This window comes from Neobacillus sp. FSL H8-0543, assembly GCF_038592905.1.
Lineage (GTDB): Bacteria > Bacillota > Bacilli > Bacillales > Cytobacillaceae > Neobacillus.
The window spans coordinates 5,088,792-5,101,708 of record NZ_CP151943.1; the positions used below are offsets into that span (position 1 = coordinate 5,088,792).

A 12,917-nucleotide genomic window follows, 5' to 3' on the forward strand; every position below is an offset into this window, starting at 1 on the left:
ATGGGGATGGGGCCTTTTAAATTTGGGAGTGAAGCAAAGCAGGAATTTTATATAAACTCGCGAATTATTAATTATAATCGTTATAGGAGGTAAAATATGGAGAGGGATCAGTTAATTGAAGAATTGAAACAAATTCTCATAAGGGAAATACCCAATGCGGTGAGGAATATCAGGTTAGATGAAGAAGACAAGGTTTGTTACCTATCATTGCTTGGAACTGACTATGAACCTGTGCTTGGACTGATTACAGTAGGAATTGAATCCTTTAGAAAAAAGATTATCGAAGAATATGGCATTGAAGATAAGTACAGTATATGGAATTCAGGTGAGATGCCAGTTGAATATCAAACGGGTATAGATAACAATTCTTCATTTCTAAAAAAGCAAGAAGCACTAGTTGAATTATTTGGAGATGAAGAATGGGAAGAAAGCTGGGAAGCATGCCAAACACTTAGATTTGAAGTCGCTAAAGAATTAAATACATTTAATTGGAACGAGATTCTACCATTAACTGAGGACTTTGTCGTTTACTCAGATTGGGAGGCAATTGACGTTTCAAATGGAGACTTACTTCGAAGTGTCCCAAAAGAGAAGATTGAAATACTAATAAATAAAGGCTTGATTTAATGGACCGATTACGCCGGTAGAATTTTGAAATTTCAGATAAATAGTTTGACGCGGCTCTTGGAAATATAGTAAATTTTAAGATAAGTAGTTAATCTTATCATATTATTTTGCGCTTATGCGCATGAATGGAGGAACATACACGACATGGCAAAAATTCCGTCAATACTTAAAGATTTGCGAATTCCTGTAATCGGCTCACCAATGTTCATCATTAGTAGTCCAAAGTTAGTGATTGAGCAATGTAAGGCTGGGATTGTTGGGTCAATGCCTGCACTTAATGCTAGGCCTGCATCAATGCTCGACGAATGGTTGGCAGAAATTACTGAGGCGCTCGCTTCTTACAACGCAAAGAATCCAGATCGGCCTGCCGCTCCATTCGCGATTAACCAGATTGTGCACAGGTCCAATACAAGGTTAGAGCAGGATATGGAAATGTGTGTGAAGTACAAAGTTCCTATTATCATTACGTCCCTTGGGGCTCGGGAGGAAATAAACATCGCTGCACATAGCTATGGAGGAACAGTATTTCACGATGTGATAAACAACAAGTTCGCGCACAAGGCCATTGATAAAGGAGCAGATGGTTTGATTGCCGTTGCCACAGGTGCTGGTGGTCATGCGGGTGTGAAGAGCCCGTTTGCATTAGTTCAAGAAATCCGTCAATGGTTTGACGGACCGCTTGCCTTGTCTGGATCTATTGCTACCGGAAGCGGCGTCCTCGCTGCCCAAGCGATGGGGGCGGATTTTGCTTATATCGGTTCGCCGTTCATTGCCACACATGAAGCGAATGCTGTTGACGAGTATAAGCAAGCAATTGTTGATTGTACTTCTGATGATATTGTTTATAGTAATCTATTCACAGGCGTGGAAGGGAACTATCTAGCTCCATCTATTCGAGCAGCAGGGTTGGATCCAAACGCACTTCCTCAAAGCGACCCATCAAAGATGGATTTTGGAACAGAGGCAAAGGCGTGGAAGGATATCTGGGGATGCGGTCAGGGCATTGGTGCGATTAACGAAGTCACTACCGCAGCCGCATTCATAAACAAACTTCAGCAAGAGTACATAGCTGCTAGAGAGAACCTTCTTGAAAAATCCTATTCATAATATTAGAAAATAGCAAAAAACGCTGTATACAAAATACGGCGTTTTTTTTACAAAAATAAAACGTATAAACTAGATCACAACCAGTTATCAAGAAATAACTTAGCAATATGAAATTAACTATCTAGGTAAAGGAAGTTTTTTATGAATAAACCCGAGAAATCTAATTCAGACCAGTACCCAAAGCTATTAAAGGTCACGGAGGACATCTATCAGCTCAAGGTTCGTTATCCATTCGGAATGTATGAAATGAACAGTTTTCTTTTCAAAGGGGATAACGGCTTCACTGTTGTTGATACAGGTAGTGCGTCAGCGGAATCCCAAGCTTTATGGGAGCAAACCATAGCATCAGGAATCACAGTTGAAAAATTAGTGTTATCACATGCCCATCCCGACCATATTGGACTTGCTAGATGGTTTCAGGAAAAGCATCAGGTACCTGTCTATATTTCTAGTTTAGGATATAAAGAAATTCAAAGAAAACGAAACAATACAAATCCAGACTGGATGAGAAACTTATTTCTGAAGCATGATGGACCTGAACTTCCTGTGAAGATGGAAAATCCTGAAGCAGATGCCTTTGAATTTGAACCAGATGGACTATTTGATAATCAGGAGCATATCAGGATAGGAAATGATACATACGAAACGATCTGGACACCAGGGCATTCATCGGACCATTTCTGCTTTTACAGTCAAAGGGAGCAGGTGATGGTTACCGGTGACCATGTACTTGCGGGATTAGCTCCGATCATAGCCGTTTGGTCTGAACATGACGTGAATCCAATTAAAGATAATATTGCTTCCTTGGAACGTTTAAAAGCGTATTCTTCTAAAATTGCCCTGCCTGGTCACGGTGATCTGATTTACAACCTGAATGATCGGATAGATGAAATGATCTCAGGACACCAACATCGCTTACAGCAGCTCGTTGCTTCTGTAAAAAACGCAGAAAAAACATCCTGGCAGGTTTGCCAAGAAATATACGGAACTCTAGATCCAAAAAAGTTTTTCGCCCCATTATTGGCAACAATCACAAGGTTTCTTTATCTTGAATCGATTGGAGAAGTAGCTAGTGAATTGAAAAATGGGAAAATATACTATTATCGTTCAAATGATATTTAAGGGTAAATTTTTTGTGACTAAAGCAGTGGATTTTCTTTAAAGGAAATCTCACTGCATAATCACATCTTCCAAATGTAAGCGCCAGTTCAGGCGTTTTTATTTTTCATACATATAGAACGTATGTTTGTATATAATGAAAAGGGAGGAGTGATGCATATGGGTATTCGTGATAGAGGGAAATTAAAATGGCGGCCAGCTTCATTTATGCCGCTAGGATTTGAGATGACTCGTGCCATGTTTAAGGATCAGGAACGAAAAGCAAAACCATTAATTGATGAGTACGAAGCAGAGGAGTTCGATCGGCAAATCAACTACGCAAAGGAATATAAGCTTTTGGTAAGGGTTTCGGTATGGGAGGAAGGATTTACTACGGAGATGATTGGACGTATCCATTCCCTTGATCCAATTAAGCACCAGCTGCGTCTGGAGGTAAGGACAGGTGAATATGAAGTCATTGCTTTTGAAAAAGTTATTGGAGTAATTGTTACAAATTGAAAATTGTATATATTTTATACTTGATATATTTTTTATACATGATATACTATGTATATAAGGATGGTGGTAAGGAATGAAGATATGTCCCTATATTGAAGCTGCTTTTCAAATCCTCGGTAAAAAGTGGAATGGTCAACTCATCCATTACTTGTCGTTATGCGAGAACCATACCGCACGTTTTTCAGATTTAAAGCGTGATATAACGGGAATTACTTCTAGAGCACTATCACTGAAGCTTTCCGAGCTTGCAGAAGATGGATTGGTCAAAAAGTGGGTAGAATCTGGTTCACCCGTAACCATTTCTTACAAACTAACAGAAAAAGGGATATCACTAGCGAATAGTCTAAAACCCATTCAAGAATGGGCACTAAGCTATTTGGATGTATCAATTTCAAAAGAAAGTGAGGAGAATTAAATTGATGAAAAATAATATGATTTGTGACGTAGAAACTGGAGTATGTGGGGTAGCCGGAGAGGATGAAATGGAGGTCATCGATTTTAATAAACCAAAGAAAACAATTGACCTTTATTATGTAACAGACCCAATCTGTTCTCATTGTTGGGCACTGGAGCCAGTGCTTCGCCGGTTTGTGGAGCAATATGGTGAATATTTTACCTTTAGAACTGTTATGGGGGGGTTGTTAGAAAAATGGAGTGGCGGTCCGGTCGATCCGGCAAACGGAATTAACCAACCATCGGATGTTGCTGGACACTGGAGAGAAGTGGGAGAACAAACACGCATGCCGATTGATGGGACTCTTTGGTTTGACAATCCTGTCCACTCTTCGTATCCACCTTCTCGTGTATTTAAGGTTATTCAAAAACAAAATGATGCTTTAGCAAGTGTATTTTTACGCCGTGCACGTGAAGCTGTTTTCGCATTTAACCAAAATATTGCTGATGATTCTGTTTTAATTGAAATGGTGAATACCCTTGGGTTGGATGGGGAAGCAATTGTAAGGGAAGCTAACCTGCCAAGCGGGCAGCAATTATTAAATGAAGATTTTTCACTTGCCGCAAGCTTAGGTGTAAGGGGATTTCCAACGATTATCATGGTTAACGAGGAAAACAAAGGGGTAAAAATTGTCGGTGCTCGCCCAATGGTGAACTATGTTGCTGGGTTAAAACAGGTTCTGAATATAGAGGAGCTTCAACCGAAACAACAACCCTCACTTTCTATCCTGCTTGAGAAAGAAAAGCTATTATTTTCAAAAGAGATTGAAGTAATGTATGATATTGAGCAAACGGATATTAACGCTCTATTTGAAAAAGAGCTATCACCTAGTTGTTATGAAGGTAAGGAAATTCTGGGTGAAAGATATTTTGTAAAGAAATAATAATGAGAACTGCGGGGGATTAACATGGCAAGAAAAGCTTACAATGCAAAAGGAACGAAATCAGCAGGACCATACTCACATGCTGTAGATGCAGGCGAACTAGTTTATTTATCAGGTCAAACACCGATGAACTCAGCATCAGATGAAATCAAAACTGGTGACATCGGAGCACAAACGCAGCAATGCTTTGATAACTTATTTGCGGTTTTGAAGGAAGCGAACCTTACCCCTGATGATGTGGTAAAGGTAAATGTATATTTAACAGATATGGGGAATTTTAGCGCGATGAATGCGGTATATGAAAAGCAATTTTCGCAGCCTTTCCCTGCACGGACATGTGTTGCTGTTCTAGCACTGCCGCTTGGTGCAGAAGTTGAAATTGAAATGATTGCTAAAAGACCGTAGGAGTAATCCAAATTAGATTACAACTACATCTCTTTTAAGGCTATACTTCTGGTATAGTCTTTTTTTTATGAAAGAAGGGTTTTATGGATTTTATTACTATCGGTCGATTGCTAGTAAATGGATCATCCTAGCTGTTGCTTTATTGGTAAGTTACATCCTTTTAAAAATACAAAAAAATACTTCTGTTTTGTTAGACGTAATATCTAATAGTCTACTTATGGGATTTATTACGTTAAAGCTAAGCCTGATTCTTCTTCAGCCTAATCTTGTCATCAACAGTCCATTGTCACTCTTGTATTTTACAGGGGGAAAAATCGGCTTTTGGCTTGCTGTAATTATTGCAAGCGCGGTGTACTTCTGGGGGACACGAAAGCTGGAGATACTCTTTCAGACCAAAGTCCAAACATACGGTTTATATGTGCTTTATTCTTTTTCCGTCTACCATTTACTATTTCTAATAATGAATCAAGAATGGCATCATTTCTTCTATTTACTGATTCCAATCTTCGTGTTAATTTGGTGGCTTTTAAAAAATAAAAGCATTCAAGTGTTGAAGAATGTTACGATCATGGCAGTCCTATCCGGGCTTCTTGGTTGGGCCGTATATGAGCACCAAACTAAAACACAATCTGCCGAAGCTAATGCAAATGTCCAAACGGGTATTCAAAAAGGAAAAAAAGCGGTTGATTTTACTCTTGAGACAATCAATGGAGAAGCTAAGCTTTCTGATTACAAAGGAAAAAAGGTTATTTTAAACTTTTGGGCAACATGGTGCCCGCCATGTAAGGCCGAGATGCCTCATATGGAGAAATTTTATAAAGAAAATAAAACTAACAATGTAGTTATTTTGGCTGTCAATTTAACATCAAGTGAATCAGATGAGAGTAATGTTCGTGCTTTTATGAAGAATTATGGGTTATCCTTTCCTGTTTTAATGGATGCTGATGGAAGTGTAGGGGATACGTATCAGGCGATTACCATTCCGACAACTTATTTCATTGATTCGGAAGGGATTATTCAGCAAAAACTTGTGGGACCAATGAGTAAAGACACAATGGAAGACATGATCGAAAAAATTAATTAATTATTAGTTTTCGTTAGTGATAAAATGGGATTATTTAAAGAGAAAAGGGGCATTCTTCGTGAATAAAAGTAATAAAACGGCACTTATTCTAGGTGCGAGCGGGTTGGTTGGAACGGACTTAGTTAACGTCCTTCTTCAAGAAGAGAACTATGCCAAAATCCATTTACTAGTTAGGAAACCATTAACAATTAAGGATAAGCTATGTGAACAGCATGTGGTAAATTTTGATAAACTAGATAAATACGAAGATTTATTTCAAGTTACCGATATATTCTGTTGTTTAGGAACTACGATAAAAAAAGCGAAGACGAAAGAGGCGTTTCGTAAAGTCGATTATCAATATCCCATTGAGGCAGCAAAATTGGCAAAAAAGTTTGGTGTTCAAAACTACCTCATCATTACAGCCATGGGAGCAAGTTCGAAATCGCTATTCTTTTATAGTCAAGTCAAAGGCGAGTTGGAAGAGGCGCTTAGAAAGTTAGAATTGACCTCTGTACATATCTTCCGCCCATCTTTACTAGTAGGAGAAAGGAAAGAGCACCGACTCGGAGAAAAAATTGCAGAGAAAGTTAGTGTATTATTTAATCCTATCATGGTAGGACCTTTGCGCCCGTATCGGTCCATTCAAGCAAAAAGGATAGCTGAGGCAATGGCTACAATTGCTTTGTCAAGTAAGACTGGTTTTCATGTCTATCATTCTCATGAAATCGAACGGATGGTTGGGCGTTCTAGATGAGGATTATCCGAATAGAAGGTGATTTCAGTAGGCCCAGGAAGAAAAAGAGGAAAGGTTGTCCGAATGTACAAAGTGTCTATTGTTGACAATTAATTTCGCTTGTACTATTATTATCTTGAATTCGAGATATCTTTATGAAAGACTGTACACACTGTAAAATAAATTTCGTCTATTATTGCAATCATAAAGAAATAAGTCTCATTCATTAAATAGAAACCCACAAAGGAAGGAGAAATAAAATGAAACATATTTTTCAAAAAGGAAAAGACCTAGCCAGACCAACATTACTATTGCTGCATGGAACAGGTGGTACAGAACAAGATTTATTACCGCTTGCAGGGGAAATTGACCAAGATGCGTCCATCCTAAGTGTTCGCGGCAATGTTTTAGAAAATGGAATGCCACGATTTTTTCGAAGGTTAGCAGAAGGTGTTTTTGACGAAGAGGACTTAGTATTCCGCACGAAAGAATTATCTGATTTTCTTGACGAAGCTTCTCAAAAATATGAGTTTGATCGAAATAATATCGTTGCCGTTGGCTATTCAAACGGAGCCAACATTGCTGCAAGCTTGCTGTTCCATTACCAAGATGCCCTAAAAGGAGCAATTTTGCACCATCCAATGGTTCCAAGAAGAGGAATTGATTTACCGGACTTAACTGGAAAGGCTGTGTTTATTGCTGCAGGAACGAATGATCCGATTTGTCCGGCTTCAGAGTCTGAGGAATTAAAAACACTTTTGTCTAGTGCGAATGCAAATGTAGAATTACACTGGGAAAACAATGGTCATCAACTGACGTTTCAAGAGGTAAAAGCAGCTGCAGCCTGGTACCGTAAACAATTCTAAATCGGAAAAATTAACTTCTCTATTGGACAAAGCCCTTCGAGGACACTCAAGGAAATGTCCAATAGAGAAGCTTTTAAAAACAAAGCCCAACAAGGAAGTTGTTGAAATGTCTTTAATAAGTCCTCTTAAAGACAAAACCCACCAAGGAAACGAATGAAATGTCTTTAATAAGCCCTCTTAAAGACAAAACCCACCAAGGAAACGAATGAAATGTCTTTAATAAGCTCTCTTAAAGACAAAACCCACCAAGGAAACGAATGAAATGTCTTTAATAAGCCCTCTTAAAGACAAAACCCACCAAGGAAACGAATGAAATGTCTTTAATAAGCCCTCTTAAAGACAAAACCCACCAAGGAAACGGATGTAATGTCTTTAATAAACCCCCTTAAAGACAAAAACCCAACAAGGAATTCAGAGAATGTCTTTATGAAAGAAGCTAATAGACAATACCCCAGAGGACACACAAAGAATTGTCCAATAGGAATCCTCAGACAGCAGATTTTAATAGTACTATTTCAAATTAATCATCCCCCTTAAAGAAACCCCCTTAATAAGGTACAAATCCCCCCTATTCGTCAACTTTTTTTCTAATGTCGAAAAAAACCATGTTAGATTATCCCTCCATTTTACAAAATATTCTGTTTCATTGTGGTAAGTTTGAAAAAGACTCAAAAAATTGTACAAGATCCACATATTCTTAATAACTCACCCAAGAAGGATTATATGTTACATAGTGGGCAGTTCATCGCCTGCATTATTTTACAGATTGTATAATGCTATGAATTTTTCTCGCCTGTAAAATAGAAATAAGATGCAGAATTATCTGCTATTTTAAAGTAGTTAAGGAGGTAGGGTACATAGTTAACTTTTACTAGTAATGAAAAATGGATTTGTATTTTGGAAAAGGGGGGTTCTTTTTGGAAAAAATCCAACGCATTTCATTTACCGATATTATGAAGAATTTTCAAGAGGTTGAACCAGCACTTACCAATCAAGAGGCCTTGGAGGAATCCAATCGATGCCTATATTGTTACGACGCCCCATGTATTCAAGCCTGTCCAACGGGAATAGATATCCCCACCTTTATTAAAAAAATTGCCTCAGGAAATTTATTAGGCTCTGCGAAAACAATTATGTCTTCGAACCCAGTTGGTGCCAGTTGCGCCCGCGTATGCCCGACAGAAGAACTTTGTGAGGGAGCCTGTGTCTTAAACCATTCAACCAAACCAATCCCAATTGGTAATCTCCAAAGATATGCAACAGATTGGGCGATAAAAAATGAACAGACACTTTTTCAACCGGGAACCCCTAACGGGAAGAAAGTTGCGGTAATTGGCGGAGGTCCTGCTGGATTATCAGCAGCAAGAGAATTAGCCAGATTTGGCTATGAGGTAACGATCTATGAGGCGGCCGAGAAGGCTGGTGGCCTAAATACCTATGGAATAGTTTCCTTTCGTCTGCCGCAGTATATTTCCTACTGGGAAGTGGCACAGGTTGAAAAGCTTAATGTCACGATTAAAACAAACACATTGGTTGGAAGAGATGTTTCTATTGAATACTTAACAGAGCACTTTGATCGGATTGTACTTGCCGTTGGCATGTCAGAGGTTCCAAACTTAGGGATTGAGGGAGAGGAACTGGCGGGTGTTTACGATGCGATTGAATTTGTAAAAGAAACAAAAAGCGGTCAATTTTCGAACGATTTTATCGGGAAGCGTGCAGTTGTAATCGGTGCTGGAAATACCGCAATTGATGGTGCAACCTGTTCTGTTCGTTTAGGGGCAGAAAATGTAAAAATTTTATACCGGAGAACAGAAGAAGAAATGACGGCGTATGACTTTGAGTATGAATTTGCAAAACAAGATGGCGTTGAGTTTCGGTGGTTAACTTCTCCAAAGAGAATTATCGGAGATAAAAACGGTAAGGTAACGGGGATTGAATGTCTCAAAATGAAACTGGGTGAACCTGATAAAGATGGACGCAGGAAACCAGAGGTGATTGAAGGCTCGGAATACACCCTTCCAGTTGATGCTGTGATCAAAGCGATTGGGCAAACGAGGCATCTTGAACTAATTGAGGCAATTGGGCTTCATCATGAAAGTGGAGTAGTCCAAGTTAATCAAGAAAACTATCAAACTTCTAATCCCAAAATATTTGCTTGCGGCGATGTTGTATTTGGCAAAGGAAAAGGCGACGCAATGGTTGTTACTGCGGCACAGCAAGGAAAGCTAGCTGCCTATAGCATTCATAAACAATTCACTGCCGTAGAAACCGTATAAAGTTTTTAGTGAATTTACAGGCGGATAATAATAATGTAAGCGTTTACTAAAAAATTTAAAATAACAAAGGGGAGAAGTAGAGATGGCTGATTTATCTATCAATCTTGCAGGAATAAAATCTCCTAACCCATTCTGGCTGGCCTCTGCACCTCCTACCAATTCAGGATACCAGGTTCAGAGAGCATTTGAAGCTGGTTGGGGTGGGGCAGTGTGGAAGACTCTAGGCGATCCGATTTTGAATGTTTCGTCGCGGTTTGCGGCAGTCAGTTTTAACGGACAAAGGGTGGCAGGCTTTAACAATATTGAATTGATAACCGATCGACCTTTAGATGTAAATCTTAAAGAAATATATGAAACGAAAAAACGGTTTCCAAACCATGCGATTATTGCCTCATTAATGGTGGAACCAAAGCAGGAAAAGTGGCATGAAATTGTTAAGCGGGTGGAGGATGTTGGTGTTGACGGGCTCGAGCTGAATTTTGGCTGCCCACATGGAATGGCTGAGCGGGGAATGGGTTCTGCTTCGGGGCAAGTACCTGCGCTTGTTGAACGCCAAACCTTTTGGGTAAAAGAAGTGGCCAAAACACCTGTGATTGTAAAATTAACGCCAAACATAACCGATATCACAGCAACCGCCGAAGCTGCATGTAATGGCGGAGCAGATGCTATAAGTATGATTAATACTATTAATAGTTTGATGGGAGTCGACCTTGACTCCTGGAATACAATTCCGCATGTGGCAGGGAAAGGGGCACATGGGGGATATTGCGGGCCTGCTGTGAAGCCAATTGCCTTAAATATGGTAGCAGAATGTGCCAGACATGCGAATATCAATGTTCCAATCTCTGGTATTGGTGGCATCTCAAACTGGCAGGATGCGGTTGAATTTATGCTTATGGGTGCAACTGGAGTACAAATCTGTACCGCTGCGATGCATCATGGCTTCCGGATTGTCGAGGATATGATTGATGGCCTTAATAATTATTTAGATGCAAAGGGAATCTCTGCTGTTTCGGATATTATCGGTAAATCTGTTCAGAGATATTCGGACTGGGGCAATCTCGATCTTAACTATAATATTGTGGCAAAAATCAATACGGATGTATGTATCAATTGTAATAAGTGTCATATCGCCTGTGAGGATACCTCCCACCAATGTATTGATATGCTGACTGACAAGAATGGGAAGGGTTATCTGAAAGTACGGGAAGAAGATTGTGTGGGCTGTAACTTATGTTCCATCGTCTGTCCGGTGGATGGCGCGATTGATATGGTTGAAGCTGCCAGAGAGCTGGCACCAATGACCTGGAACGAACGTCAAGCAGCACTAAGCGTGGCTACAGAATGTAAAGCAGATAGCATCAAATAATGAAGGAGATGATCTTTTGAAGAAACTGATTAAGAATGGAACGATTGTGACCGCTTCCGACACGTATCAAGCAGAAATTTTGATTGAAGATGGAAAAGTGACGCAGATTGGCACAAATCTATCAGCGGCAGGTGCAGAGGTTATCGATGCTAATGGCTGCTTAGTTATTCCAGGCGGCATCGACCCGCACACCCATTTGGATATGCCTTTTGGCGGAACGGTGACGAGGGATGATTTTGAGACAGGAACGATGGCAGCGGCTTTTGGCGGTACTACGACCGTTATTGATTTTTGTTTAACCAATAAAGGCGAACCGTTAAAGAATGCGATTAAAACCTGGCATGATAAATCAAAGGAAAAAGCTGTCATTGACTATGGTTTCCACTTAATGATTGCAGAGATAAATGAAGCTGTCTTAAATGAGCTCCCATATGTGATTAACGAGGAAGGAATAACTTCATTTAAAGTATTTATGGCCTACAAGAATGTCTTTCAGGCCGATGATGAAACCCTTTTCCGCACGCTCATTTCGGCAAAGGAACATGGTGCCTTAGTGATGGTCCATGCAGAAAATGGCGATGTGATTGATTACTTAACGAAAAAAGCACTGGCTGAGGGCAATACAGACCCGATTTATCATGCATTAACAAGACCAGCGGAGCTGGAAGGGGAAGCAACAGGCCGGGCGGCAAAGTTAACAGGACTAGCAAACTCACAATTATATGTTGTACATGTATCCTGTGCCGATGCGGTTGAAAAAATTACCGAGGCACGAAGCAAGGGGTTTGATGTCTGGGGAGAAACCTGTCCGCAATATTTAGTCCTCGATCAAACCTATCTAGAAAGACCAAATTTTGAAGGGGCAAAATATGTTTGGTCACCGCCATTAAGAGAAAAATGGAATCAGAAAGTACTTTGGAATGCCTTAAAAAGCGGTCAGCTGCAAACGATTGGATCTGATCAATGCTCGTTCGATTTTAAGGGACAAAAGGATTTAGGGCGGGATGATTTTACTAAGATTCCAAATGGCGGACCGATCATCGAGGACCGGCTATCGATGCTTTTCTCAGAAGGGGTGAAAAAAGGACGAATCAGCTTGAATCAGTTTGTTGACCTTACCTCCACTCGCAGCGCTAAATTATTCGGTCTATTCCCACAGAAGGGTACGATTGCAGTCGGATCTGATGCCGACATTGTTATTTTTGATCCTAGTGTCGAACGTGTCATATCTGCTGAAACCCATCATATGGCCGTCGATTACAATGCCTTTGAAGGGATGAAAGTAACCGGTGAGCCTGTTTCCGTCTTATCACGCGGAGAATTTGTTGTTCGTGATAAGAAATTTGTAGGGAAACCCGGCACTGGTCAATACTTAAAACGGGCAAAATACAGCAAGAATCCGTCATTAACCCAAAGTGAAACCTTATCCATTTAATATTTGCTGCAAAGTACACAATTTCATAATTGAACAACTCCTGCCAAGCAATTCCGTTTTGAAAAGCTTTACTGCT

13 protein-coding genes are annotated in these 12,917 nt (G+C 39.9%); all 13 read left to right on the forward strand.

Annotated features, from left to right (window positions below):
* Positions 1-96: 96 nt before the first annotated feature.
* The 13 genes from NSS81_RS25145 (at position 97) to hydA (ending at position 12,841) form a co-directional block, all read left to right on the forward strand.
* Complete coding sequence (locus tag NSS81_RS25145) at positions 97-627, forward strand: hypothetical protein (protein WP_342431335.1); 531 nt, start codon at positions 97-99, stop codon at positions 625-627.
* 144 nt (positions 628-771) lie between these two features.
* Entirely contained in the window at positions 772-1,734 is a 963-nt protein-coding gene (locus tag NSS81_RS25150) for a nitronate monooxygenase family protein (RefSeq protein ID WP_342431336.1), read from the forward strand.
* Between the two features lie 141 nt (positions 1,735-1,875).
* Complete coding sequence (locus tag NSS81_RS25155; RefSeq protein WP_342431337.1) at positions 1,876-2,856, forward strand: MBL fold metallo-hydrolase; 981 nt, start codon at positions 1,876-1,878, stop codon at positions 2,854-2,856.
* A gap of 156 nt (positions 2,857-3,012) precedes the next feature.
* A complete protein-coding gene (locus NSS81_RS25160; RefSeq protein WP_342431338.1) occupies positions 3,013-3,351 on the forward strand; it encodes a YolD-like family protein in 339 nt (112 codons plus the stop codon).
* 73 nt (positions 3,352-3,424) lie between these two features.
* A complete protein-coding gene (locus NSS81_RS25165; protein ID WP_342431339.1) occupies positions 3,425-3,766 on the forward strand; it encodes a helix-turn-helix domain-containing protein in 342 nt (113 codons plus the stop codon).
* A 4-nt stretch (positions 3,767-3,770) separates the two neighbouring features.
* The gene (locus NSS81_RS25170; protein WP_342431340.1) at positions 3,771-4,688 is read left to right on the forward strand and encodes a DsbA family protein; all 918 of its coding nucleotides are present in this window, start codon (positions 3,771-3,773) and stop codon (positions 4,686-4,688) included.
* Positions 4,689-4,712: 24 nt separating this feature from the next.
* Positions 4,713-5,093, forward strand: coding sequence for a Rid family detoxifying hydrolase (locus NSS81_RS25175; protein WP_342431341.1), 381 nt, complete (start codon positions 4,713-4,715; stop codon positions 5,091-5,093).
* A gap of 67 nt (positions 5,094-5,160) precedes the next feature.
* The gene (locus NSS81_RS25180; protein ID WP_342431342.1) at positions 5,161-6,177 is read left to right on the forward strand and encodes a redoxin domain-containing protein; all 1,017 of its coding nucleotides are present in this window, start codon (positions 5,161-5,163) and stop codon (positions 6,175-6,177) included.
* Positions 6,178-6,235: 58 nt separating this feature from the next.
* Positions 6,236-6,913 (forward strand): oxidoreductase, encoded by a 678-nt coding sequence (locus NSS81_RS25185; RefSeq protein WP_342431343.1) that lies wholly within the window; start codon positions 6,236-6,238, stop codon positions 6,911-6,913.
* A 239-nt stretch (positions 6,914-7,152) separates the two neighbouring features.
* Positions 7,153-7,758, forward strand: a complete 606-nt coding sequence (locus NSS81_RS25190; RefSeq protein WP_342431344.1) for an alpha/beta hydrolase — start codon at positions 7,153-7,155, stop codon at positions 7,756-7,758.
* A 953-nt stretch (positions 7,759-8,711) separates the two neighbouring features.
* Positions 8,712-10,037, forward strand: coding sequence for an NAD(P)-dependent oxidoreductase (locus NSS81_RS25195; RefSeq protein ID WP_342434141.1), 1,326 nt, complete (start codon positions 8,712-8,714; stop codon positions 10,035-10,037).
* Positions 10,038-10,119: 82 nt separating this feature from the next.
* A complete protein-coding gene (gene preA / locus NSS81_RS25200; protein ID WP_342431345.1) occupies positions 10,120-11,406 on the forward strand; it encodes an NAD-dependent dihydropyrimidine dehydrogenase subunit PreA in 1,287 nt (428 codons plus the stop codon).
* A gap of 16 nt (positions 11,407-11,422) precedes the next feature.
* The gene (gene hydA, locus NSS81_RS25205; RefSeq protein WP_342431346.1) at positions 11,423-12,841 is read left to right on the forward strand and encodes a dihydropyrimidinase; all 1,419 of its coding nucleotides are present in this window, start codon (positions 11,423-11,425) and stop codon (positions 12,839-12,841) included.
* The last annotated feature ends 76 nt before the right edge of the window (positions 12,842-12,917 follow it).